The sequence below is a fragment of the Micromonospora sp. NPDC048063 genome (genome assembly GCF_043202855.1).
In the GTDB taxonomy this organism is placed as follows: domain Bacteria; phylum Actinomycetota; class Actinomycetes; order Mycobacteriales; family Micromonosporaceae; genus Micromonospora.
Window position 1 is genome coordinate 127,803 of record NZ_JBIDBG010000004.1, and the last position, 23,359, is coordinate 151,161.

A 23,359-nucleotide genomic window follows, 5' to 3' on the forward strand; every position below is an offset into this window, starting at 1 on the left:
GGGGTGGTCCCCGGGACCGATCTCGGTGGCCCGCCCGGATCCGTCTGGGGTCCCCCGCGGGACAGGCTGAGACATGCCTGGTACCCGGAACAGTGGACTGCTGGCCCTCGGCGGGATCGCCGTGGCGGCGCTGCTCGCCGTGATCGGCCACGTCGAGGTGAACGACGACCTGAACCCCTGGGCACTGACCGTCAGCGACTTCGCGGTCTCCGACCGCGGCGGCGTGATCGACGCGGCCATGGTCGTGCTCGCCGCGGCCACCGCCGTCCTCCTGCCCGCCCTGCGGCGCGCGCACCGCTTCCCCGCCGCCCGCCCGGGGCGGACCGCCGAGCTGCTCCTGGCCGCCTGGATCGGCGGGCTGCTGCTGGCCGCGGTCGTGCCGACGAACGAGCCCGGCCTGCCCATGGACACCGCCGCCTACGTCCACCGGTACGCCTCGGTGGTCGCCTTCCTGGCGCTGCCGCTCGCCGGCTGGCTGCTCGCGGCCCGGCTGCCGGCCGTCGCCCGCGCGGTCCGCGGGCTCACCCTGGTCAGCCTGGCCCTCGCCGCGACGATGGTCTGGTCGGCCTACCCGGGCGACCGGCTGCTGCTCGGGCTCGTCGAGCGGCTGCTCATCCTCGCCGAGGTCGCCGTGCTCGCCGTCGTCGCGGTCACCCTGCTCCGCCGGTCACCCACGGCCGACCTCCCGGGCGGCCGGGTCACTCCAGCTCGTGGAGCATGAGCTGGCGGGCGGCCTCGGTGACGGAGCCGGACAGGCTCGGGTAGATCGTGATGGTCTGGGCCAGCTCGTTGACGGTGAGGTTGTTCTCCACCGCCATGGTGATCGGCAGGATCAGCTCGCTCGCCTTCGGCGCCACCACCACGCCGCCGATCACCTGGCCGCTCGCCGGCCGACAGAAGAGCTTGACGAAGCCGTCGGCGAGGCCGTCCATCTTCGCGCGGGCGTTGCCGTCCAGCGGCAGCATGACCTGCCGGGCCGGCACCTTGCCCGCGTCGACCTCGTCCTGCGAGACGCCGACGGTGGCCAGCTCCGGGTCGGTGAACACGTTCGCCGCGACGGTACGCAGCCGCAGCGGCCGGACGGCCTCGCCGAGCGCGTGCCACATCGCGATCCGGCCCTGCATGGCGGCGACGCTGGCCAGCGGCAGCACCCCGGTGCAGTCGCCGGCGGCGTAGATGCCGGGCACGTTGGTGCGGGAGACCCGGTCGACGGTGACGTACCCGCCCCGGGCCAGCTCGACGCCGTACTCGGCCAGGCCAAGGTCGGCGGTGTTGGGGATCGAGCCGACCGCGATCAGCGCGTGCGAGCCGGACACCTTCCGGCCGTCGGAGAGCTCGACCTCCACCCCGTCGGCGGTGCGGCGCACGGCGTCGGCCCGGGAGTTGTTCAGGATGCTCATGCCCCGGTTGCGAAAGACCCGCTCGATGGCCATCGCCGCGTCGGCGTCCTCGTGCGGCATCACCCGGTCGCGGCTGGAGACCAGGGTCACCTGCACGCCCATCGCGAGGTAGGCGCTGGCGAACTCGGCGCCCGTGACGCCGGAACCGACCACGACCAGGTGCTCGGGCAGCTCCGGCAGGTCGTACACCTGACGCCAGGTCAGGATGCGCTCGCCGTCCGGTACGGCGGTGGGCAGTTGGCGCGGGGTGGCGCCGGTGGCGATCAGCACGGTCGACGCGTCGATCGTGTGCTCCTCGCCGCCGTCGGCCGGGGTGACGACCACGCGGTGGGTGTGGCCGAGCATGTCCTCGCCGAGCCGGGCGGTGCCCGCGACGAAGGTCACCCCCGCCTTGACCAGCTTGGCGTGGATGTCGGCGGACTGGGCCAGCGCGAGGCGCTTGACCCGCTCGTGCACCGCCCGGGCGTCGACGGTGACGGCCTCCAGCCCGTCGGAGTGCACCCCGAACTCCTCGGTGTCCCGGTAGCCGGTCACCACCTCCGAGCTGGCGATGAAGGTCTTCGACGGGACGCAGTCGGAGAGCACGCAGGCACCGCCGGCACCTTCGGCCTCCACGACGGTGACGTCGGCGTCAAGCTGCGCGGCGACCAGGGCGGCCTCGTAGCCCGCCGGTCCGCCGCCGATGATCACGATCCGGCTCACAGCGCTCGCCCTTCGTCAGTGCTCACAGTGACTTTCTTCTCCCGAACGCGTCCGACACGCACCGTCGTATTCTCCCCCACCCGGCGGGCGGGCTATCGTCATCGCCGTGCGTCATTACGCCGCCTACGGCTCAAACCTCGACCCCGCCCGCATGCGCGCCTACTGCCCACACTCGCCGATGGTGGGCACCGGCTGGCTGGAAGGCTGGCGGCTCACCTTCGCGGGCGAGGACGTGATCGGCTGGGAGGGCGCGGTCAGCACCGTCGTCGAGTCCCCCGGCGACCGGGTGTTCGTGGCGCTCTACGACATCCACCCCTACGACGCCGCCCAACTCGACGAGATCGAGGGGGTGACCGCCGGCACGTACCGCAAGCTGCACGTGCGTGTCTCCACCCTCGACGGGGACGTGACCGCGTGGGTCTACGTCTTCGACGGCTACGAGGGCGGCCTGCCCACCTCGTGGTACCTGTCGGAGATCGCGAACGCCGCCGAGAAGGCGGGCGCGCCGGACGACTACGTCACCGAACTGCGGTCCCGCCCCACCGGCACCGCGTCGGCCTGACGCGGCTCGTCGGCCCAGCGCGTTTCCCACGGCCCCAGTCTGCTACCGGGCGGGCCGCCGCCTCGATCCGGCCCCGGCCGGGGTCGTCAATCACACACCCGTGGCCGGGACGACCAACTCGTACATGTCGGTCCAGCGCACCTCGCGCAGCCCCACGGACCGGTAGAGCGTGACCGGGGCGGTCGGGTTGGTCAGGTCGACGCCCAGCCCGGCGGCCTCCCGGCCCTTGGCGGCATAGACGGTGAAGGCCCGCCACAGCAGCGCCGCCCCCACCCCCCGCCGCCGGTACGCCGGCAGCACCGACAGGGCCCGCACGAAGCCCTCGTTCTGCTCCAGCGCCTGGTCGGAGGACTGGAGCGCCCCGGCCGGCACCCCGTCGACCTCGGCGACGAACCACTCGTCCCAGGTGGTGCCGAACGGGATGATCCGCTCCCGCCACCGGTCGAAGCCGACGGGCTCGTAGTCCGGGGTGTCGCGAAACGCGATGTCGTAGATGCGGTGGAACTCGCGCAGGTCGGCCTCGTCGTCGCCGCGCAGCGGGCGGACGGTCACCCCGGGCGGGGGCGGCGGCTCGGCGGGCAGCCCGGCCAGCGGTCGGCGCATCCGCACGTACCGCTTGGCCCGGCTGAAGCCGGCCTCGGCCAGCTCCGCCGCCCAGCGCGTCTCGGGGGCGAAGCCGGCGGTGCGGACGGTCAGCGCCGGCACACCCCGCTCGGCGGCGCGTTCGGCGACGCGGTCGAGTTGCCGGGCGAGCAGCGGCGCGCGCACGTCGGCGCCGCGCTCCGGGTCCACGTACACCTCGACGAACTCGCGCCCCACACCGGTCGGATTGTCCAGCGTCGCCCAGGCCACGACCACGCCCTCCGGGTCGGTAACCAGCCACGAGTCGCGCGCCGGGTCGAAGAACGGCGCGGTCAGCGCGGCCGTGACGTCCTCGGCGTCGAAGTCGGGGTGACCGACGGCGAAGGTGTCGGCGGCGTGCACCACGGCCAGGATCGCCGGCACGTCGTCGAGGGTGGGGCGGCGGGCGTGCCAGCCGGCGGGGAGAGTCACGGGGGCGATCCTGACAGGCGGGCCGGCGGAACGCCGCCGAATTTTCCGCGGCCCCCACGTCACGCCGGTCCCGGCGCCGGGGCGTCGGGCCGTACCGGCCCGGGGTGCCGGCACGGGTGCCGGCGGGAGCGCGCTCAGCCCCGGCCCGCCAGGCGGGCCCGGGTCGCGAGGAGCAGATCCACCAGCTCGGCGCCGTCCGCCGGGCCGAGCGCCGCGAACGCCGGCGAGGTCAGCCGGTCGGTCACCGCCTCGGCCCAGAGCCGCCGCCGGACCAGCGGCCCGACCGGCGGGTACGGCGGCGGCCAGCCGCAGGCCACCGCGCCCGCCTCCCCCTCCGGCCCGGCGAGCACGGCCTCCAGCGGGGTCATCCCGCCGGCCCGGACAGCGAGCAGGTACGCCCCGGCGAAGTGCTCCCGGAGCAGGCGCAGGCCGACGGCGGCCCGGGCGCCGGCGGTGCGCTCCGGCACCGGCATCGCCCGCCACGCGGCGAAGAGCGGCATGCCGCTGGCGTCCGCCGCCTCGACGGCCCGGCCGAGCAGCGCCGCGAGCCGACCCGCCCCGGGGAGGGCGTCGAGGTGCTCGTCACCCCAGCGGCAGCACTCGGCGAGGGTGGCGGCGGCCACCTCGACCGGCCGGACGGTGAGCAGGGCAGCGTCCCAACCGTCGGCGACCGCGTCGGGGGCGAGGAAGCCGAGGGCGGCGGCGACCGTCTCGGCGCGGACGTCGCCGAGGGCGCCGGCCCGCCCGGTGACGTAGAACGCCCAGCCGGAGATCCCGAGCAGCCGCGCCCGGCGCAGGGTGGTCGGGCAGCGGGTGAAGGCGTCACCGAGCTCGAGCACGACGGGCTTGCTGGCCGCGGCGACCTGTTCCGGCGTCATCCGCCCGCTCCCGGGTCGACCCGTCCGTCCACAGGGGTCAGTCTGCCGCGTCGTCGCCCGGCTCGGCATCCCCCTCTTCGGCGTCGAGGGCCTCCACCGCCGCCTCGACCTCTCCGGCGCGACGGCGGGCGGCGGTGGCGGTCCGTTCCGCCCCGCGGCGGGCGAGCTTCGCCCGGCTCAGGTCCTGCTCGGCGACGGCCCGCCGCCGCTCCAGCTCGGCCAGCTCCGCCTCGATCGCGTCCAGGGCGGCGGCGCCGTCGCGCTCGGCCGCCGTCGCGTCGGCCAGCTCCGCCTCGGCCCGTTCCTGGTCGGTACGCGCCTTCGCCAGTTCCTTCTCCAGCGCCCGCCGCCGCCGGGCCCGTTCCGCCCGGGCCGCTCGTTCCGCCTGCTCGGCGCGGAGGGCGGCCCGGTCGGCACCCGCCCGCCGCTTCCCGGCCGGCTCGGGCCGGGGCTCCGGTTCCGGCTCCTCGCCGCCGGTCACCAGGCGCAGCTGCGGGCGGGGCACCTCCCCGAACCCGGCGTAGTTGGCGGCCCGCAACAGCCGGCCGGAGCGGACCTGCTCGGCGACCTCGGTGTCGGAGAGCGCGGCGTTGAGGGTGCCCTCCACCTCGGCCAGCGGCAGCTTCCCGGCCGACGGCGCCCCCTCGGCCTCGGCCGCCAGCTTGCGCACCTCGGCGACGAGCGCGCCGACCACCGCCCGCCGCTGGGCGGACAGCTCCCGCAGCCGGGGCCCGCGCAGTTCGCGTTGGGCGGACCGCAGCGCCTCGGCGAGCTGGGCCAGGTCGGCGACCAGCTCGGGGCGGCGGATGGCGAGCAGGTTGACCAGCCAGGCGGCCACGGTGGGGCGACGCAGCCGGGCGATCTCCCGGGCGGTCTTCGGGTCGCCGGCCCGGCGCGCCTCGGCGGCGGCCTCGTCGCGGATCGCGACGAACCGCTCCGGCGGGGTGGTGTAGAGCCGGTGCACCAGCTCTCGGGGCGGGCCGGGCATCGCCGTCAGGCGTCGATTCGCGTGCCCGGTTCGAGCCGGCGGTAGTCGACCTCGGAGAGCCGGGTGAAGTTGCTGTTCAGGACGCCGAGCCCGTGGTCGTTGAGCAGCCCGTCGTGCAGCGCGTACGCCCGGCGCGGGGCGACGGCGCGGAGGAAGTCCAACGACTCGGAGAACTTCGTCCACGGGGCGTGGATCGGCAGGAAGAGCGTGTCGACCTGCACGTCCTCCGGGACGACCAGGGAGTCCCCGGGGTGGTAGACCACGTCGCCGATCAGGTAGGCCAGGTTGTCCACCACCGGGATGTCGGGGTGGATCACGGCGTGCCGGCCGCCGTAGGCGCGCACCGGCACCCCGGCGGCCGTGAACGACTGTCCGGGCTGGACCGGGTCGAGCGCCTCGGCCGCGTCGCCCAGGGTGCCGGCGAGGGCGGCCGGGCCGTGGATGCGGAACGGACGCCGGTCGAGCTGCCGGGTGACCGCCTCGACGTGCACGTGGTCGGGATGCTCGTGGGTGATCAGCACCGCGTCCGCCCCGTCGAGTGCCGCGGGCTCGCTGAACATGCCCGGGTCGACGACGAGCACTCCCCCGTCGTGCTCCACGCGGAGGCAGGAGTGGGCGTACTTGGTGACGTGCATCGTGACTCCAAGATTATCGAATCGTGATGTCCTGAGCGCAGTCTGCCGGAACCGGCGTGTTGGCGCGCCACGTCTGACGTATCGCCCCACACGGGGGCGAGGACGAGGGGAACCGGGATGGACGGACGGGAACGACGGCGTCGGGGCGTAGGGCTGACGGCCGCCGCGCTGGTCGCGCTGCTGGGGTTGGTGGCCTGCGGCAGCGGCGACTCCGGCGGAGGCAGGGACTCGGCCGTCAGCGCGCCGGAGGCCGCGCCGGCGGACAAGAACCGGGCCGGCGGCGGGGCGGAGCGGGGTGGCGGGCAGGCCGAGCAGGGCGGTGCCGGCGCGCCGGACCTGCGGGTGGACCAGCGGTCCATCATCTACACCGGCACGATGCGGGTGCAGGTGGACGATGTGGACGCCGCCGCGCGGAGCGCGGTCGCCACCGTGACGGCGGTCGGCGGCTTCGTCGGCGGCGACCAGCGGCGCAGCGCCGACGCCGACGCGACGGCGCAGCTGGAGCTGCGGGTGCCGGCGGCGAAGTTCCACGAGGTCGTCGACGAGCTGGCGAAGCTGGGCCGGCAGCAGCGCCGGGAGATCCACACCGAGGACGTCACCGAACAGGTGGTCGACCTGGACGCCCGGATCACCACCCAGCGCGCCCGGGTGGAGAGCGCCCGCCGGCTGCTGGCCCGGGCCACCACGATCACCGACCTGGTGTCGCTGGAGAACGAGCTGTCCCGCCGGGAGGCCGACCTCGCCTCGTTGGAGGCGAAGAAGAAGCGGCTGGCGGACCTGACCAGCCTGTCCACGATCACCGTGTCGCTGGTCGGGCCGGACGTCAGCACCGCCGACGAGGAGACCGAGATCGGCTTCCTGGTCGGGCTCGAGGGCGGCTGGCAGGTCTTCCTCACCTCGATGACCGTCCTGCTGACCGTGCTGGGCGCGGTGCTGCCCTGGCTGCTGGTGTTCGGCGTACCGCTGGCGGTGCTGCTGGTGGTGCTGCGCCGGCGGCGGCGCAGGGGCCCGCCGCCGGTGACGCCGGCCGGCCCGGCGGAGCCGCTGCCTACCGCGCCGCCGACAGTGCCCGCAGCGCGGTCTGGACCATGAGCCGCACGCCGACCGGAATGGCCCGCTCGTCGACGTCGAACGAGGCGCGGTGCAGATCCACGTTCGGGCCGGAGCGGCCCACGCCGAGCCGGGCGAGCGCGCCGGGGACGTACTCCAGGTACCAGGAGAAGTCCTCGCCGCCCATGCTCTGCGGGGTCTCGGCGATGCCCTCCGGCCCGAGCGCGGCGGCGGTGGCGGCGGTCAGGATCTGGATGGCCCGCGAGTCGTTGCTGACCGGGGGGCGACCGCGCAGGTATTCCAGGTCGACGGTGGCCCCGGTCGGCGCGATGACGTCGCGGACGACCTGACCCACGATCTTGGGGGCCAGCTCCCAGGTGTCGCGGTCCATCACCCGCAGGGTGCCGGAGGCGCACGCCTCGGAGGGGATGACGTTGTAACGGGTGCCGGCCGAGGCGTGGCCGAACACCAGCAGCAGCCCGCTGTTGGCCGGCACCCGGCGGCTGACCAGGGCCGGCACCTCGGTGATCAGGCGGCCCAGCGCGTCGACCAGGTCGACGGTCAGGTGGGGTCGGGCGGTGTGCCCGCCGGGGCCGGTGAGCCGGACGGTGACGTTGTCGGCGGCGGCGGTGATCGGGCCGACCCGCAGGCCGACCTTGCCGACCGGCTGGTTCGGGTCGCAGTGCAGCGCGAAGATCTGCACCACGTCGTCGAGGCCGCCGGCCTCGATGACCTCCAGCGAGCCGCAGGGCAGGATCTCCTCGGCCGGCTGGAAGATCAGCCGGACCCGGCCGGGCAGCTCGCCGAGGTCGGCGAGCTGCGCCAGCAGCATGCCGACGCCGAGCATGACGGTGGTGTGCACGTCGTGGCCGCAGGCGTGGCAGACGCCGTCCACGGTGGAGCGGTACGGCACGTCCTTCGAGTCGGTCAGCGGCAGCGCGTCGATGTCGGCGCGCAGCGCGACCACCGGGCCGTCGGGCCGGCCGTCGATGTCGCAGATGACCCCGTTGCCCTTGGGGAGCAGTCGCGGGCTCAGCCCCGCCAGGGAGAGCTCCCGGGCGATCAGGGCGGCCGTCTCGAACTCCTCGCCGGAGAGCTCCGGATGCGAGTGGAGGTGACGACGGGTGGCGATCAGCCCGGGCACCCGGAGGGCGAGCAGGTGGTCCAGCTCGAACGGCAGGGGCTGGGACCCGGACGGCGTCTCCGGCCAGGACGACGCCAGCTGGTTGCCGGTCGGCAGCGTCAACGCACTCGTCACGTCGAATTCTCGTTCGCTAGAGATGGATGGATCATCAGGAACAGCAGACAGCCTAGACCTCCGGCGGTGACGCTGCGCAACCTCGTTCCGGTGATGATCAGAGCGCACAGCGTCACGAATGCCCTGCTGGGAGCGTTCGTAGATCTGCGGGACAGCAGGTAGATCGCGATCGAACGCCGTCATCTGCCCCACACCTCCTACACCGCGTAACCGACCCGGCCGTCACCAAATCGACGCCGATCTCGGGGGCCGTCGTTCCGAATTGTCGCATTAGTCGGTCCGGTGAACTGACACTCCGACAATTACGCGACCGCTGTCGGCGACGAGGCTCCGAAGACGGTCACACGACCGAGCACGGAACGACCGCACACCGTGTGCGTCCGGGCCCACCCCGTCGGGATACCCCCAAACCCCTCCGGCAACCGCCACGACCGGTGGGCCGCGCCGCCCCGCCGCACGCGGAAGCCCTCCGGCGGCGTCGCCGGGCCCGCTCCCGCGGTCTGCGTCGCCGATCGGCGACGGGAACTGACTCCGACTGTAGCGCTCGCCCGGCATGCGGCGCGACCTGCGCAAACGTCCCGACCGACCGGCCTGCGGGGTCCACCGGAACGGCCGACGGGCCGGTCAGGTCGGGGCGGTCAGAAGCGGTCGGCCGGGCGGTGCAGCCCCCACACCTGGCGCAGGGTGCCGCAGACCTCGCCGACGGTGGCGCGGGCCCGCAGCGCCTCCTTCATCGGGTAGAGCACGTTCTCCGTGCCCTCGGCGGCGGCGCGCAGCTCCGCCAGCGCCCGCTCGACCGCGCCCGCGTCCCGCTCGGCGCGCAGCCGGGTCAGCCGCTCGGCCTGCGCCGCCTCGATCGCCGGGTCGACCCGCAGCGGCTCGTACGGCTCCTCCTCGTCGATGGCGAACCGGTTGAGGCCCACCACCACCCGCTCGCCGGAGTCGATCTCCTGCGCGATCCGGTACGCGGACTGCTCGATCTCCCGCTTCTGGAAGCCCGCCTCGATGGCGTCGACCGCCGAACCGTGGTCGAAGACCCGGTCCATCAGCTCGGTCGCCGCCGCCTCGATCTCGGCGGTCATCGCCTCCACCACGTACGAGCCGGCGAACGGGTCGACGGTGGCGGTCAGGTCGGTCTCGTACGCCAGCACCTGCTGGGTGCGCAGCGCCAGCCGGGCCGCCTTCTCGGTGGGCAGCGCGATGGCCTCGTCGAAGCTGTTGGTGTGCAGCGACTGCGTGCCGCCGAGCACCGCGCCGAGCCCCTGCACCGCCACCCGGACCAGGTTCACCTCGGGCTGCTGGGCGGTGAGCTGCACGCCCGCCGTCTGGGTGTGGAAGCGCAGCATCATCGACTTCGGGTCCTTGGCGCCGAAGTCGTCGCGCATCAGCCGGGCCCAGATCCGCCGGGCGGCCCGGAACTTCGCCACCTCCTCCAGCAGCGTCGTGCGGGCGACGAAGAAGAACGACAACCGGGGTGCGAAGTCGTCCACGGCCAGCCCCGCCGCGAGCGCGGCCCGGACGTACTCGACGCCGTTGGCCAGGGTGAACGCGATCTCCTGCGCGGGCGTCGCGCCGGCCTCGGCCATGTGGTAGCCGGAGATGGAGATGGTGTTCCACTTCGGCACCTCCTTGCGGCAGTAGCCGAAGGTGTCGGCGACCAGCCGCAGCGAGGGCTTCGGCGGGAAGATGTACGTCCCCCGGGCGATGTACTCCTTGAGGATGTCGTTCTGGATCGTGCCGTTCAGCGCCGTGCCGGGGACGCCGTTCTCCTCGGCCACGAGCTGGTAGAGCAGGAGCAACACCGAGCCGGGCGCGTTGATGGTCATCGAGGTGGAGACCTTGTCCAGCGGGATGCCGTCGAAGAGCAGCCGCATGTCCTCGATCGAGTCGATGGCCACCCCGACCTTGCCCACCTCGCCGTGCGCGATCGGGTCGTCGGAGTCGTAGCCCATCTGCGTCGGCAGGTCGAAAGCGACCGAGAGGCCCATCGTGCCGGCCCGCAACAACTGGTGGTACCGCGCGTTGGACTCGGTGGCGGTGCCGAAGCCGGCGTACTGGCGCATCGTCCAGGGACGGGAGGTGTACATGGTGGGGTAGACGCCCCGCGTGTACGGGAACTCGCCCGGGCCGCCCAGCCGGGAGTCCAGGTCCTCCGGAAGGTCGGCGGCCGTGTAGACGCCCTTGATCGGGAAACCGGACTCGCTTGACCGCCGTTCGCTCATTAGCGGATGGTAGGACGCGCGACGGCGACGGCGGGTGAGGGATAGCGCACACCCGACCCGTGGACATCGACGAGAGGTGAACGTCAGGGCACGTATGGTCCAGTTCGGTAAACGTCCGTCGCGTCGGGTTTCGCATCGGGCGTCGGAACCAGCAAGATAGGGGGGTTGTGTCCCAGCCCCCCTCGATTTCCCCCGGTGGCTTTTCTGTGACTCAGATCCCGACGTGGAGCGGCGGACCAGTCAGTCCCCCCAACGGACGCGCGACCCCCGGCACGACCATCGGTGGTCGTTACTCGCTGCGTTCCGCGGTGGGCAACGGCGGCATGGGCACGGTCTGGCGTGCCACAGACACGCTCCTGCGGCGGGACGTCGCCGTCAAGGAGGTCGTCCTGCCCCCGGGTCTGGCCCCCAGCGATCGCGACGCCATGTACGAGCGCACCCTGCGCGAGGCCCGCGCGGCGGCCGCGATCCAGCACCCGGCCGTCGTGCAGGTCTACGACGTGGTCACCGAGGGCGGCCGGCCCTGGATCGTGATGGAGCTGCTGGACGCCCGCAGCCTCGCCGACATGGTGATCGAGGACGGGCCGGTCGCGCAGCGGGTGGTCGCCAAGATCGGCATAGCGCTGCTCGGCGCGCTGGAGGTGGCGCACGCGATCGGCGTGCTGCACCGCGACGTCAAGCCGGCCAACGTGCTGATCTGCGCCGACGGCCGCTGCGTGCTGACCGACTTCGGCGTGGCCCGGATGCCCACCGACGTGCAGCTCACCACCCCCGGGATGGTGCTCGGCTCGCCGCACTTCATCTCCCCGGAGCGGGCGATGGGCCAGGAGTTCGGGCCGCCGAGCGACCTGTTCTCGCTGGGCGTCACGCTCTACACGGCGGTGGAGGGGCGGCCCCCGTTCGACAAGGGCGACCCGATCGAGACCATGCACGCGGTGGTCGAGGACCCGCCCGCCCCGCCGCAGCGCAGCGGGCCGCTGACCCGGGTGCTGATGGGCCTGCTGGAGAAGGACCCGGCCCGCCGCCTCGACGTGCACACCGCCCGGGCGATGCTGCGCGAGCTGCTCGCCGGCCCGCTGACCAGCAACGCCGCCGCGGTGAACTCGATGACCGACCCGTACTCGGTCGTGCCGGTGCAGCAGCGGCCGCTGCCCGCCCCGCCGGCCGCCCAGCCCGAGCAGCCGAAGCCGACCGGGCAGATCGGCGGGCGGGCGATGCTCAACCCCGGTGAGTCGCTCACCGACCGGCTGGCCGCGCTGCGCCGGGGCGAGCGCCCCGCGCAGGCCGCCCTCCCCGCCAGCCCCGCCGCGATGGAGGACACCAGCGCCGACGCGCTGGCCGGGCCGCTGCACACCCCCACCGGCGCGATGCCGGCCCCGGGCGCCCCCGCGCCGGCCGGCCGCCCCTACGGCGGCCCCGAGGCCACGCCGCAGGTCGCCGGCTCCGACGCCACCCAGCAGCTGCGCACCAACGCGGCCGGCCTCGTCGGGTTCGGCGGCCAGCCGGACGCCACCCAGCGGATGGGGGCCGGCGCGCCCGCCTTCGGGCAGCCGGACGCCACCCAGCGGGTGGGCGGGGGCGCGCCCGCCTTCGGGCAGCCGGACGCCACCCAGCGGATGGGCGCGGGCGCCCCCGTCTTCGGCGGCCAGCCGGAGGCCACCCAACACCTCGGCGGCACGTACGGCGGCGGCCAGTGGTCGGTGCCGGGCACCGGGCAGCCCTGGGCGACCCCCGCCACCGCGCCGGCCGCCGCCGGCGGCGGGCTCGGCGGTCGGGTGGGCGCGATCGGCAACCAGGTCGTCGGCACCGTCAAGGGCTGGCCCCGCAAGGTGCAGCTCGCCGCCGCCGGCGGCCTGGCCGTGGTGCTGCTGATCGGGGCGGTCGTCCTGTTCACCGGCGGCGACGACGCGCCGACCATCCCGCAGGCCGCCCCGACCTCGGCGGCCCCGGCCGGCGCGCCCGAGATGAAGGAGCACTCCGGCAAGGGCGTGCGGGTCATGGTGCCGCAGGGCTGGGAGCGCAAGAGCGCCGGCAACTGGGTCGACTACGTCGACCCGCAGGACGAGGGCCGCAAGGTGCGGATCCTCGTGGAGGACTTCCGCACCACCTCGATCCGCTGGGCCGAGGTCGCCGAGGACGGCCTGAAGACCCGCTCCAAGTCCTGCGTCAAGCCGTACGCCCAGCTCGCCATGAACGAGATGGAGTGGGTCGGCAAGCAGGCGGCCGAGTTCGAGTACACCTGCGGCGAGGGCGAGACCAAGCGGCACGGCGTGTGGCGCGGCGTGGTCCACGACGGCAAGGCGTACTCGTTCTACCTCACCTCCACCGACGCCAAGTTCGCCGAGAGCAAGCCGATCTTCGACGAGATGGTGAAGACGTTCCAGCTCACCGACGCCGGCTGAGCGCAGGGGAAGAGAAGCGGTGATCCGCCGGCGTGCTATCAAGAGGCATGCCGGCGGAAACCACTGACATCGACGACATTCGCGAGCAAGCACGGCGCTGGCTCGACGACGACCCCGACCCGGCCAGCCGGGACGAGCTGCGGGCGGTGCTCGACCGCCTGCCGGCGAGCGCCCCGGAGCTGGCCGACCGGTTCGCCGGCCCGTTGACCTTCGGCACCGCCGGGCTGCGCGGCCCGCTGCGCGCCGGTCCGAACGGGATGAACCTCGCGGTGGTCACCCAGGCCGCCGCCGGGCTGGTCGCCTGGCTCGCGGCCCAGGGCGGCACCGGCCCGCTGGTGATCGGGTACGACGCGCGGCACGGCTCCCGGCAGTTCGCCGAGCGGACGGCCCAGGTCGCCACCGGCGCGGGACGCCCGGCGCTGCTGCTCCCCCGCCCGCTGCCCACCCCGGTGCTCGCGTACGCGGTGCGGCACCTCGGGGCGGTCGCCGGGGTGATGGTGACCGCCAGCCACAACCCGCCGCAGGACAACGGCTACAAGGTCTACCTCGGCGCGGAGCTGGGCGGGGCGCTCGGGGCGGGCGCGCAGATCGTGCCGCCGGCCGACGCCGGCATCGAGGCCGCGATCCGGTCGGTCGGCCCGCTGGCCGAGGTGCCGCTCGGCCCGGCCGGGCAGGTACTCGGCGACGACCTGGTGGCCTCCTACGTGGAGCGGGCCACCGGAGTGATCGACCCGGACGGGCCGCGCGACCTGGCCGTGGCGTACACGCCGCTGCACGGGGTGGGGGCGGCGGTGCTCACCGCGGCCTTCGCCCGGGCCGGCTTCCCGGTGCCCGGGGTGGTGCCCGAGCAGGCGGAGCCGGACCCGGCGTTCCCGACCGTCTCCTTCCCCAACCCGGAGGAGCCGGGGGCGGTGGACCGGCTGGTCGCCCTCGCCGAATCGACCGGCGCGGACATCGCCATCGCCAACGACCCGGACGCGGACCGCTGCGCGGTGGTCGTCCGGGACACCGGCCCGGCGGCGAGCGCCCGCGGGGAGGTCGCCGGTCCCCCGGCGCCGGACGCCGACCGGCCCGGCTGGCGGATGCTGCGCGGTGACGAGGTGGGCGTGCTGCTGGCCGACCACCTGATGAGGCGCGGCGTCACCGGCCTGTACGCCACCACGATCGTGTCGTCGTCCCTGCTGCGGGCCATGTGCGCCGCCCGGGGCCTGCCCTACGACGAGACGCTGACCGGGTTCAAGTGGATCGTGCGGGCCGGCGGCGGGACCGAGCCGCTGGTCTACGGCTACGAGGAGGCGCTCGGCTACTGCGTCGCCCCGGAGCACGTCCGCGACAAGGACGGCATCACCGCCGCGCTGACGGTGGCCGAGCTGGCCGCCGGGCTGAAGACGCAGGGGCGCTCCCTGACCGACCGGCTGGACGAGCTGGCCGCCGAGTTCGGCGTGCACCACACCGACCAGCTCTCGGTGCGGGTGGACGACCTGCGGGTGATCGCCGACGCCATGGCCCGGATCCGCGCCGCGACACCGGCCGCGCTGCTCGGCCACCCGGTCACGGAGGCGCAGGACCTGCTCCCCGAGGCGGACGTGGTGATCCTGCGCACCGGGGCCGCGCGGGTGGTGATCCGGCCGTCCGGCACCGAGCCGAAGCTGAAGGCGTACCTGGAGGTGGTGGAGCCGGTGGCGGACGGCGACGTCGCCGCGGCCCGCGCCCGGGCCGCGGAGGCCGTCGCGGCCCTGCGCGCGGAGATCGCGGCCGCTCTCGGTCTCTGACCGGGCTTCCGGGCACCCGCCCCCCTGCGCCCTTTGCTCTGCTTCACCCGACGCAACGGAAACGCCGTGTCGCGTGGGTTGAAGCAGAGCAAAGGGCCGGGGGTGGGTGTCGGTTCGGGGCGTGCGCGTGGCGTCAGCGGCGCGGGGCAGCGCCGGATCGCTGCCGTGCGCGTCGGGTCAGCGGCGCGGGCCGAGGGCGGCGTCCACCGCGCTGCCCAGGGCGGCCACGACCAGGCCCACCGAGGGGCGGACGACCGAGTCGTCGAGGCTGACGTTGCCGGAGAAGCCGGCGCCGCCGGCGATCTCCTCCAGGCGGCGGCGGGCGTCCCGGGCCGCGTCGCCGGTCAGACCCAGGGCCGGCTCCATCCGCAGCACCGCGACCAGGGTGGCCAGGGCGGCCGTCCGCTCGTCGGGGAGCTGCCCGTCGGCCAGCGCCTCGGCGAGCCGGCGCCGGGTGTCCGCCTCGACGGCGGGATCCACCGTCGGGTAGCGGTGCACGTGGATGAAGCCCAGCTCGGTCTCGTCGACGTCCCGCACCACGCCCTGGGCGCACAGGGTTTCGAGGATCTTGTCGCGCAGGCCGTGCCGCAGCCGCTGCACCCAGGACGACGGGCTGTGCGGGGTGTCGGCGGCGATGCGGGCGAGGACCCCGTCGACGAGCGACTCGCCGGTGGGCGTCGGGTCGGCCACCGCCAGGGCCCCCTCGGAGTAGACGATCCGCCCGGCCAGGGCCAGTTCGATCAGTACCGCGGCGGCCATGCCCAGGTCGAGGCTGATCCGCGGCATGGTCGCCTTGCCGGTCTCGTCGTCGTACGCGAGGAGAAGCAGCTCTTCGGCGAGAGCAACACCAGTCATGGCCGGAGACGCTAGCGGGTGCGCGCATTCCGCGCACCCACTCGACGTCGATGGCGCGCCGCCGCTCCCGTACGCCTCGCCTTCGCCGCAGGTCGGGGCGGTCGGGGCGCGCCCCGACCGCCCCGGCGGGCCGGACGGTCAGTTCACCGTGTCGGTGCGACGGGCCTCCAGCAGGAGCGCGTAGTGCAGCACGCGGCGCTTCGGGGCCGTCTCCAGGTACTCGTGGGCGAGCAGTTCGCCGGTCGACGGGTCGAAGACCAGCAACATCTGCGCCCGCTGCACGATCTCCCCTGGCGGTGGGACGAGATCGGCGGTGACGGCCACGCCCTGGCGGCCGGCCCGGTCGACGACCCGGCCGCGCCACACGAATCCGGGCTTCTCCGCGAGGATGGTGAGGAGGTCGGCCCGGGTCCGCCGCGGCACCAGGTAGCTGCTGTAGAGGTGGTACGTGCGCATGGCCACGTCGCCCGCCGACTGGTCGATCCGGAGCCAGCGCGCGAGTTCCGCCCGGTCGGCCGGCAGCCGCCGGGCCACCGGGTCGGGCGGAATCTCGGCGATCCCTGGCGGCCGCCTGGTGGCCGAGGGGTTGGCACTGGGCGACTGTGGCCGCGTGGACCAGTATTCCCGGGACGCCGCGTCGGGGAACTCGACGCCCAGGGACTTGGTGTCCTGCCAGCGGCGGCCGTCGTCCGCCACCCATTCACGACGTTCCTGCACGTAGCTCATCCTGTGGCCCTCGGGCGAAAACACGGTCGGGCTGCCCCAGGACTTGGTGTGGTGGTAGGAGTAGGGGCCGGCGGCGCCTTCGTGTGGTGCGTCCACGATGCGCGCGGCGAGCGCCCGCAGGTGCCGCCCGGCCGGTTCGGCGGCGGCGATCTCGTAGGACACCGGCTGAAGCACGGTCCCGGCGACCGGCTGCGCGGGTGCCGGGGTGACGGGCACGGGCCCGTCCCGCAGCACCTGCGCCACCCCGGCGGAGCCGAGCGCGGCCACCGCGGCGGCTGCGCCGACCAGCACGGTGCGCCGCGGTGCGGCCCGCCGTACCGGCCCGGCCGGGGTCGCGGCCGCGTCCTCCGCGCGGAGGATCAGGTCGTGGGCGGTGAGGGGTGACGGGGGCACGACGGCGTCACGCGCCGGGTCGGCCGGACCCAGGAGCTCCCGGACCTGCTGCTTGGTGTGCATGCTGCTGCTCCTCTCAGACGTGGGCGGACGCCGGCCGGGCGGCGCGGGCGGGAGTGGAGGTGGCCAGGGCGGAGCGCAGTCGGCGCCGGGCCCGGTAGAGCCGCACGGCGGCGGCGGAGCGGGTGCAGCCCAGGACGACGGCGGCATCCGCGACGCTCAGGTCCTCCCAGCCGACGAGCCGGAGGATCTCCTGGTCGGCTTCGGACAGCGTGCGCAGCGCCCGGTGCAGGTCGAGCACCGGCGCCACGGCGTCGGGCTCGACGATTCGTGCCGGTACGTGGTCGGCCTCGGCGAGCGGGAGCAGGCTCGGACCGTCGCGCCGGGAACGCCACCGGTTCGCCACGACGTGGCGCGCGACGGCGTAGAGCCACGGGAGGGCGCGTTCGGGCACCTCGCCGCGCCGCCGCCAGACGACGACGAACACGTCCTGGGCGAGTTCGGCTGCCGCGTCGGCATCGGGAAGCCGGCGCAGGCCGTACCTGACGATGTCCGGGTAGTGCGTGGCGTAGAGGCCGGTGAACCAGTCCTCGCCCCGCTCACCCACGGGTTTCACTATCGATCTCCCGACCGCAGTTCCTGACAGGGACACCACGTATGTGTCGCGGGCGGGGTGGATCGTTACCGGCGGCCGGGGTGGAAAGTCACCGGCCGGGGCGGGACGGCCTGTCGGCCGGGGGCACCCGCCCCGACGGCGCCGGGGCGGGTGGCGTGGCGTGGGGCTCCGCCTAGAAGCGGGGCATGCCGCCGAACTGGCGGTCGCCGGCGTCGCCGAGACCCGGCACGATGAACATCCGGTCGTTGAGGCCCTCGTCGATCGAGGCGGTGACCAGGCGCAGCGGCAGGCCGGAGCGCTCCAGCCGCTCGATGCCGACGGGCGCGGCGAGCACGCAGAGCACCGTGATGTCGGTGCAGCCCCGGTCGGCCAGCAGCCGGCAGCAGTGCTCCAGCGAGCCGCCGGTGGCGAGCATCGGGTCGAGCACCAGCACCGGCAGGCCGCTCAGGTCCCGGGGCAGCGACTCCATGTAGGCGCGCGGCTCGTACGTCTCCTCGTCGCGGGCCAGGCCGACGAAGCCCATCGACGACTCCGGCAGCAGGCCGAGCGCGGCGTCGGCCATTCCCAGGCCGGCCCGCAGCACCGGCACCAGCAGCGGCGGATTGGCCAGCCGGGTGCCCTCGGTGCCGGTGACGGGGGTCTGCACCGGGTACTTCTCGATCGGAAAGGAGCGCGCGGCCTCGTACACCAGCATGGTGGTGAGTTCGTGCAGCGCCGCCCGGAACGAGGAGGAGTCGGTGCGCGCGTCCCGCATGGCGGTCAGCCGCGACTGGGCGAGCGGATGGTCAATGACGTGTACGTCCACGATCGCTCAACCTACCGGTCCGCCCGCGTCCGCACTGCGGGTGCGGGCGGAGCAGCGACGTCGCTCACCACGGGGATCGACCGACGGCACCGTGACCAAGATCACGCATCGGTCGGATGCGTAGACTTCGGAGCATGACGGCGACAGCGACGTCGGCCCGGTCGGAACTCTCCGAGCTGGGACGATCCGAGACCGCTCTGCGGACCTTCCTGCACGGCCTGCCCGGCGTGGACCAGGTCGGCGCGGAGCAACGGGCGGCACAGCTCGGCACCCGCTCCATCAAGACCACCGCCAAGGCGCAGGCCATCGACCTGGCGATCCGGATGGTCGACCTGACCACCCTGGAAGGGGCGGACACCCCCGGCAAGGTGCGGGCCCTCGCGGCCAAGGCGCTGCGCCCCGACCCGGCCGACCCGTCCTGCCCGCACGTCGGGGCGGTCTGCGTCTATCCCTCGATGGTCCCGCACGTCGCCGAGGTGCTGCGCGGCAGTGGGGTGCACCTGGCCAGCGTGGCGACCGCCTTCCCGTCGGGTCAGGCGCCGCTGGAGGTCAAGCTCGCCGACACCCGGGCCGCCGTCGCGGCCGGTGCCGACGAGATCGACATGGTGATCAACCGGGGCGCGTTCCTGGCCGGCCGCTACAAGGAGGTCTACGACGAGATCGTGGCCACCAAGGAGGCCTGCCGGGACGCCCACCTCAAGGTGATCCTGGAGACCGGCGAGCTGGCCACGTACGACAACGTGCGCCGAGCCTCCTGGCTGGCGATGCTGGCCGGCGGCGACTTCATCAAGACCTCCACCGGCAAGGTCCCGGTGGCCGCCACCCCGCCGGTGACCCTGGTGATGCTGGAGGCGGTCCGCGACTTCCGCGCCGCCACCGGCCGGCAGGTCGGCGTGAAGCCGGCCGGCGGCATCAAGACCACCAAGGACGCGATCAAGTACCTGGTGATGGTCAACGAGACCGTCGGCGCGGACTGGCTGGACCCGGACTGGTTCCGGTTCGGCGCCTCCAGCCTGCTCAACGACCTGCTCATGCAGCGCACCAAGCTGACGACCGGCACCTACTCCGGTCCCGACTACTTCACCCTGGACTGAGAGCCGATGTTCGAATACGCACCCGCCCCCGAGTCCCGCTCGGTGGTGGACATCAAGCCCTCGTACGGGCTCTTCGTCGACGGGACGTTCGTCGACCCGACCGACGGCGGCAGCTTCAAGTCGATCAACCCGGCCTCTGAGGAGGTGCTCGCCGAGGTCGCCGAGGCCGGCGCGCAGGACGTGGACCGTGCCGTCCGCGCCGCCCGGCAGGCGTACGAGAAGGTCTGGGGTCCGATGCCGGGCCGGGACCGGGCCAAGTACCTGTTCCGGATCGCCCGGATCATCCAGGAGCGCTCCCGCGAGCTGGCGGTGCTGGAGTCGCTGGACAACGGCAAGCCGATCAAGGAGTCCCGCGACGTCGACCTGCCCCTGGTCGCCGCGCACTTCTTCTACTACGCCGGCTGGGCCGACAAGCTCCCGTACGCCGGCTTCGGCGCGAACCCGCAGCCGCTCGGCGTGGCCGCGCAGGTCATCCCGTGGAACTTCCCGCTGCTGATGCTGGCCTGGAAGATCGCCCCGGCCCTCGCCGCCGGCAACACGGTCGTGCTGAAGCCGGCCGAGACCACCCCGCTGACCGCCCTGCTCTTCGCCGAGATCTGCCAGCAGGCCGACCTGCCCGCCGGCGTGGTCAACATCGTCACGGGCGCCGGCGACACCGGCCGAGCCCTGGTCGAGCACCCGGGCGTGGACAAGGTCGCCTTCACCGGCTCGACGGAGGTGGGCCGGGCCATCGCCCGCGTGGTGGCCGGCACCCGCAAGAAGCTCACCCTGGAACTGGGCGGCAAGGCGGCCAACATCGTCTTCGACGACGCCCCGGTCGACCAGGCGGTCGAGGGGATCGTCAACGGCATCTTCTTCAACCAGGGGCACGTCTGCTGCGCCGGCTCCCGACTGCTGGTCCAGGAGTCGGTCGCCGACCGGGTGCTGGAGTCGCTGAAGCGGCGGATGGCCCAGCTCCGCGTCGGCGACCCGCTGGACAAGAACACCGACATCGGCGCGATCAACTCCGCCGCCCAGCTCGCGCGGATCCGGGAGCTGTCCGAGGCCGGGTCCGCCGAGGGCGCCGAGCGCTGGTCGCCGCCGTGCGAGCTGCCCGAGCGCGGCTTCTGGTTCGCGCCGACGATCTTCACCGGGGTCACCCAGGCGCACCGGATCGCCCGGGAGGAGATCTTCGGCCCGGTGCTGTCCGTGCTGACGTTCCGCACCCCGGCCGAGGCCGTCGAGAAGGCCAACAACACGCCGTACGGGCTGTCGGCCGGGATCTGGACCGACAAGGGCTCCCGGATCCTGTGGATGGCCGACCGGCTGCGCGCCGGCGTGGTCTGGGCCAACACGTTCAACAAGTTCGACCCCACCTCGCCGTTCGGGGGCTACAAGGAGTCGGGCTACGGTCGCGAGGGCGGCCGGCACGGGCTGGAGGGCTACCTCAATGTCTGAGCGGGTCGCGGTACGCAAGACGTACAAGCTCTTCATCGGCGGGAAGTTCCCGCGCAGCGAGTCGGGACGGTCGTATCTCGTGCAGGACTCGAATGTCTCCCTGGCCTCCCGCAAGGACGCGCGGGACGCCGTCGTCGCCGCCCGCGCCGCCGTGAAGGGCTGGGCCGGGGCGACCGCGTACAACCGGGGTCAGATCCTCTACCGGGTGGCCGAGATGCTGGAGGGCCGGCGCGAGCAGTTCGTCGCCCTCGGCGTGCCCGGCGACGAGGTGGACGCGGCGGTCGACCGCTGGGTCTGGTACGCGGGCTGGTCCGACAAGCTCCCCCAGGTGTACGGCGGCGCCAACCCGGTCGCCGGGCCGTACTTCAACCTCTCCTCGCCGGAGCCCACCGGCGTGGTGGCGGTGGCCGCCCCGGAGCAGCCGGCGCTGCTCGGCCTGGTCAGCGTGATCGCCCCGGCGATCGTCACCGGCAACACCGTCGTGGTGGCGGCCTCGCCGGCGGCGCCACTGGCCGCGGTGACCCTGGCCGAGGTGCTGGCCACCTCCGATCTGCCGGGCGGGGTGGTCAACATCCTGACCGGCCGCCTGTCGGAGACCGTGCCGACGCTGGCGAGCCACATGGACGTCAACGCGATCGACCTGACCGGGGTGACCGACGCCGAGCTGGCGGCGGAGCTGGAGGTCAAGGCGGCGGAGAACCTGAAGCGGGTGCTCCGGCCGGCCCCGGCCGACCACGACTGGTTCGCCGACCCGGGCATCACCCGGATGACCAGCCTCCTGGAGACGAAGACGGTCTGGCACCCCAAGGGGGTGTGAGGTCGCGGTCTGCCCGCGTGGGGTTTCGGGGGGAGCCCACCCGCTCCGGGCGGTCAGGCTTGATCCCTCCGCGGGCGGGCTCCCCCCGAAACCCTCTTCGGCCAGGTCCGCGGAAGGGGGTCGGACTCAGGTGTACCGCCCGGGGAGGGTCGGGCTCAGGTGTACTGCCCCGGGGAGGGGCGGCTCGGGTGTGCTGGCCTGAGACGGGTCTACTACCAGGGGTAGGATTGCGGCGTGACTCGGCTTGGTGATCTCGAACGTGCGGTGATGGACGTGCTGTGGGACTCGGTCCCCGCCACGTCGGACGGGATCACCGTGCGCGAGGTGGCCGACGCGCTGGACGGCCGCGAGCTGGCGTACACCACGGTGATGACCGTGCTGGACCGGCTGGCCGGCAAGGGCATGGTGCAGCGTGAGCGGGAGGGGCGGGCCTGGCGCTACCGGGCCGCCGCCAGCCGCGAGGCGCACATCGCCCAGCTCATGCTCGACGCCCTCGACCTCGGCGGCAGCCGGGACGCCGCGCTGGTGCGCTTCGCCCACTCGGTGACCGGCACCGAGGCCGAGGTGCTGCGCGCCGCGCTGGCCGCCGAGGCCGCCGGCGGCATGCCGGCTGCTCCGGGTGAGCTGACCGACCGGGTCGAGGCGCCGACCAACCGGGTCGTCCGCCCGCCCGTCGCCGACGAGGTCGCGGACCGGTAGGGCGACGGCCGTGGCGTACGCTCTGCACTTCGCCGCGTCGATGCTGGCCTGCCTGCTGACCGCGCAGGTGCTGGCCCGCTCCACCTGGCCGTGGCGCAGCCCCCGGGTCGCGATCCTCTGCTGGCAGGCGATCGGGCTGGCGCTCGGCCTCTCCGAGGTGGGCCTGCCGATCGCGGTGGGTCTGGCTCCGTACGAGCGGCCGACCGGGAGCGCGTTGCTGGCCCTGGGCGGCGATCTGGCGCACGGCACCCTGCCACCCGGGCTCGGGCCCGTCCAGCTGAGCCTGGTCGCCTTCGGCTTCGGCACCGGCGCCGTGCTGCTGACCGCGACCGTACGCACCCTGCTCCACACGGTGCGCGCCCAGCGCCGGCACCGGGACCTGCTCGCCCTGGTGGCCCGGAACGATCCGGCGGCGCCCGGCGCGCTCGTGCTCGACCACCCGAGCGCGGCGGCGTACTGCCTGCCGGGGGTGAAGCCGCAGGTGGTGGTCAGCGCCGGGACGCTCAGCCTGCTGGACCGCGCCGAGCTGGCGGCGGTGCTCAGCCACGAGCGGGCCCACGCCCAGGAACGGCACGATCTGGTGCTGCTCCCATTCACCGCGCTCTGCCGGGCGCTGCCCTGGTTCGGCTGGGTGCGCGGGATCCACGAGCGGGTCGCGCTGCTGGTCGAGATGCGCGCCGACGACAAGGCCCGGGAGGCGCACCCCGAGGCGCTGGGCCGCGCGCTGCGCCGGTTCGCCGCAGCCGGAAGTCGGATCACTCCGGCCGGCGCCCTCGGTCTCGGCGACCGTGACCTGGACGTCCGGGTGCAGCGCCTGCTGGTCGCCGACCGGCCGCCCCGGGTGCTCGGCGCCGTCGCCCTGTCGGTGGCGACCACGCTGGCCGTCCTGCCGATCTCGCTCTTCCTCAGCTGACCGGCGCATCGGATGCGCCCCCAAACCACTACGCCTCGCCGCACCCACTTCTACTACGATACGTAGTAATGATACGTAGGGA

The 23,359-nt window shown here is 74.1% G+C and carries 21 protein-coding genes; 10 read left to right on the forward strand and 11 right to left on the reverse strand.

Going from position 1 to position 23,359, the window contains the following annotated elements:
* Positions 1-73: 73 nt before the first annotated feature.
* Positions 74-721: a DUF998 domain-containing protein gene (locus ACGFZ2_RS12315; RefSeq protein WP_393258493.1), complete on the forward strand. Its 648-nt coding sequence runs from the start codon at positions 74-76 to the stop codon at positions 719-721.
* On the opposite strand, the gene ACGFZ2_RS12320 is transcribed toward ACGFZ2_RS12315, so the two are convergent.
* Positions 699-2,102, reverse strand: coding sequence for an NAD(P)H-quinone dehydrogenase (locus ACGFZ2_RS12320; protein ID WP_393258491.1), 1,404 nt, complete (start codon positions 2,100-2,102; stop codon positions 699-701). The genes ACGFZ2_RS12315 and ACGFZ2_RS12320 overlap by 23 nt on opposite strands.
* A 106-nt stretch (positions 2,103-2,208) precedes the next feature.
* Between ACGFZ2_RS12320 and ACGFZ2_RS12325 the strand changes: the two genes are divergently transcribed.
* Positions 2,209-2,664, forward strand: coding sequence for a gamma-glutamylcyclotransferase (locus tag ACGFZ2_RS12325; protein WP_091097949.1), 456 nt, complete (start codon positions 2,209-2,211; stop codon positions 2,662-2,664).
* Between the two features lie 90 nt (positions 2,665-2,754).
* On the opposite strand, the gene ACGFZ2_RS12330 is transcribed toward ACGFZ2_RS12325, so the two are convergent.
* From ACGFZ2_RS12330 to ACGFZ2_RS12345, 4 genes are all read right to left on the reverse strand, one after another.
* Entirely contained in the window at positions 2,755-3,717 is a 963-nt protein-coding gene (locus ACGFZ2_RS12330; RefSeq protein WP_393452775.1) for a GNAT family N-acetyltransferase, read from the reverse strand.
* A gap of 134 nt (positions 3,718-3,851) precedes the next feature.
* Positions 3,852-4,595 carry a hypothetical protein gene (locus ACGFZ2_RS12335; protein WP_393452778.1) on the reverse strand — a complete coding sequence of 248 codons (744 nt, stop codon included), beginning with the start codon at positions 4,593-4,595 and terminating at the stop codon, positions 3,852-3,854.
* Between the two features lie 37 nt (positions 4,596-4,632).
* Positions 4,633-5,583 (reverse strand): hypothetical protein, encoded by a 951-nt coding sequence (locus tag ACGFZ2_RS12340; protein ID WP_393452781.1) that lies wholly within the window; start codon positions 5,581-5,583, stop codon positions 4,633-4,635.
* Between the two features lie 5 nt (positions 5,584-5,588).
* The gene (locus ACGFZ2_RS12345) at positions 5,589-6,218 is read right to left on the reverse strand and encodes an MBL fold metallo-hydrolase (protein WP_393452784.1); all 630 of its coding nucleotides are present in this window, start codon (positions 6,216-6,218) and stop codon (positions 5,589-5,591) included.
* Positions 6,219-6,335: 117 nt separating this feature from the next.
* Between ACGFZ2_RS12345 and ACGFZ2_RS12350 the strand changes: the two genes are divergently transcribed.
* Positions 6,336-7,310, forward strand: a complete 975-nt coding sequence (locus ACGFZ2_RS12350; RefSeq protein ID WP_393452787.1) for a DUF4349 domain-containing protein — start codon at positions 6,336-6,338, stop codon at positions 7,308-7,310.
* Here the strand turns inward: ACGFZ2_RS12350 and ACGFZ2_RS12355 are convergent.
* A complete protein-coding gene (locus ACGFZ2_RS12355; RefSeq protein ID WP_393258473.1) occupies positions 7,267-8,526 on the reverse strand; it encodes an amidohydrolase in 1,260 nt (419 codons plus the stop codon). The genes ACGFZ2_RS12350 and ACGFZ2_RS12355 overlap by 44 nt on opposite strands.
* A 638-nt stretch (positions 8,527-9,164) precedes the next feature.
* Complete coding sequence (locus ACGFZ2_RS12360) at positions 9,165-10,748, reverse strand: methylmalonyl-CoA mutase (RefSeq protein WP_393452790.1); 1,584 nt, start codon at positions 10,746-10,748, stop codon at positions 9,165-9,167.
* A gap of 206 nt (positions 10,749-10,954) precedes the next feature.
* On the opposite strand from ACGFZ2_RS12360, the gene ACGFZ2_RS12365 reads away from it, so the two are divergent.
* Together ACGFZ2_RS12365 and ACGFZ2_RS12370 are read left to right on the forward strand one after the other, a co-directional pair.
* Entirely contained in the window at positions 10,955-13,150 is a 2,196-nt protein-coding gene (locus ACGFZ2_RS12365) for a protein kinase (RefSeq protein ID WP_393452793.1), read from the forward strand.
* Positions 13,151-13,197: 47 nt separating this feature from the next.
* A complete protein-coding gene (locus tag ACGFZ2_RS12370; RefSeq protein ID WP_393452796.1) occupies positions 13,198-14,922 on the forward strand; it encodes a phospho-sugar mutase in 1,725 nt (574 codons plus the stop codon).
* A gap of 177 nt (positions 14,923-15,099) precedes the next feature.
* Here ACGFZ2_RS12370 and ACGFZ2_RS12375 read toward each other — a convergent pair whose 3' ends face one another.
* The 4 genes from ACGFZ2_RS12375 to upp form a co-directional block, all read right to left on the reverse strand.
* The gene (locus tag ACGFZ2_RS12375; protein WP_393452799.1) at positions 15,100-15,777 is read right to left on the reverse strand and encodes a GPP34 family phosphoprotein; all 678 of its coding nucleotides are present in this window, start codon (positions 15,775-15,777) and stop codon (positions 15,100-15,102) included.
* Positions 15,778-15,915: 138 nt separating this feature from the next.
* Positions 15,916-16,959: a CU044_5270 family protein gene (locus ACGFZ2_RS12380; protein WP_393452802.1), complete on the reverse strand. Its 1,044-nt coding sequence runs from the start codon at positions 16,957-16,959 to the stop codon at positions 15,916-15,918.
* A gap of 13 nt (positions 16,960-16,972) precedes the next feature.
* On the reverse strand, positions 16,973-17,503 hold the full coding sequence (locus tag ACGFZ2_RS12385; RefSeq protein WP_393258460.1) for an RNA polymerase sigma factor: 531 nt from the start codon (positions 17,501-17,503) through the stop codon (positions 16,973-16,975).
* A gap of 181 nt (positions 17,504-17,684) precedes the next feature.
* The gene (upp, locus tag ACGFZ2_RS12390) at positions 17,685-18,317 is read right to left on the reverse strand and encodes a uracil phosphoribosyltransferase (RefSeq protein ID WP_334558303.1); all 633 of its coding nucleotides are present in this window, start codon (positions 18,315-18,317) and stop codon (positions 17,685-17,687) included.
* 134 nt (positions 18,318-18,451) lie between these two features.
* On the opposite strand from upp, the gene deoC reads away from it, so the two are divergent.
* From deoC to ACGFZ2_RS12415, 5 genes are all read left to right on the forward strand, one after another.
* Positions 18,452-19,411, forward strand: a complete 960-nt coding sequence (gene deoC, locus ACGFZ2_RS12395) for a deoxyribose-phosphate aldolase (protein ID WP_393258454.1) — start codon at positions 18,452-18,454, stop codon at positions 19,409-19,411.
* A 6-nt stretch (positions 19,412-19,417) separates the two neighbouring features.
* Positions 19,418-20,848 carry an aldehyde dehydrogenase family protein gene (locus tag ACGFZ2_RS12400; protein WP_393452806.1) on the forward strand — a complete coding sequence of 477 codons (1,431 nt, stop codon included), beginning with the start codon at positions 19,418-19,420 and terminating at the stop codon, positions 20,846-20,848.
* Positions 20,841-21,665, forward strand: a complete 825-nt coding sequence (locus tag ACGFZ2_RS12405) for an aldehyde dehydrogenase family protein (RefSeq protein ID WP_393258450.1) — start codon at positions 20,841-20,843, stop codon at positions 21,663-21,665. Before ACGFZ2_RS12400 ends, ACGFZ2_RS12405 begins: the two co-directional genes overlap by 8 nt.
* 234 nt (positions 21,666-21,899) lie before the next feature.
* On the forward strand, positions 21,900-22,364 hold the full coding sequence (locus ACGFZ2_RS12410; protein WP_393452809.1) for a BlaI/MecI/CopY family transcriptional regulator: 465 nt from the start codon (positions 21,900-21,902) through the stop codon (positions 22,362-22,364).
* A 10-nt stretch (positions 22,365-22,374) separates the two neighbouring features.
* A complete protein-coding gene (locus ACGFZ2_RS12415) occupies positions 22,375-23,277 on the forward strand; it encodes a M56 family metallopeptidase (RefSeq protein ID WP_393452812.1) in 903 nt (300 codons plus the stop codon).
* Positions 23,278-23,359: the final 82 nt, after the last annotated feature.

What these genes read in the sequence shown, in the direction of transcription:
- deoC (WP_393258454.1), top strand. Translation starts at nt 18,452, where the DNA reads ATGACGGCGACAGCGACGTCGGCCCGGTCGGAACTCTCCGAGCTGGGA.
- ACGFZ2_RS12315 (WP_393258493.1), top strand. Translation starts at nt 74, where the DNA reads ATGCCTGGTACCCGGAACAGTGGACTGCTGGCCCTCGGCGGGATCGCC.
- ACGFZ2_RS12380 (WP_393452802.1), bottom strand. Translation starts at nt 16,959, where the DNA reads ATGCACACCAAGCAGCAGGTCCGGGAGCTCCTGGGTCCGGCCGACCCG.
- ACGFZ2_RS12350 (WP_393452787.1), top strand. Translation starts at nt 6,336, where the DNA reads ATGGACGGACGGGAACGACGGCGTCGGGGCGTAGGGCTGACGGCCGCC.
- ACGFZ2_RS12375 (WP_393452799.1), bottom strand. Translation starts at nt 15,777, where the DNA reads ATGACTGGTGTTGCTCTCGCCGAAGAGCTGCTTCTCCTCGCGTACGAC.
- ACGFZ2_RS12400 (WP_393452806.1), top strand. Translation starts at nt 19,418, where the DNA reads ATGTTCGAATACGCACCCGCCCCCGAGTCCCGCTCGGTGGTGGACATC.
- ACGFZ2_RS12405 (WP_393258450.1), top strand. Translation starts at nt 20,841, where the DNA reads ATGTCTGAGCGGGTCGCGGTACGCAAGACGTACAAGCTCTTCATCGGC.
- ACGFZ2_RS12335 (WP_393452778.1), bottom strand. Translation starts at nt 4,595, where the DNA reads ATGACGCCGGAACAGGTCGCCGCGGCCAGCAAGCCCGTCGTGCTCGAG.
- ACGFZ2_RS12340 (WP_393452781.1), bottom strand. Translation starts at nt 5,583, where the DNA reads ATGCCCGGCCCGCCCCGAGAGCTGGTGCACCGGCTCTACACCACCCCG.
- ACGFZ2_RS12370 (WP_393452796.1), top strand. Translation starts at nt 13,198, where the DNA reads ATGCCGGCGGAAACCACTGACATCGACGACATTCGCGAGCAAGCACGG.
- ACGFZ2_RS12360 (WP_393452790.1), bottom strand. Translation starts at nt 10,748, where the DNA reads ATGAGCGAACGGCGGTCAAGCGAGTCCGGTTTCCCGATCAAGGGCGTC.
- ACGFZ2_RS12345 (WP_393452784.1), bottom strand. Translation starts at nt 6,218, where the DNA reads ATGCACGTCACCAAGTACGCCCACTCCTGCCTCCGCGTGGAGCACGAC.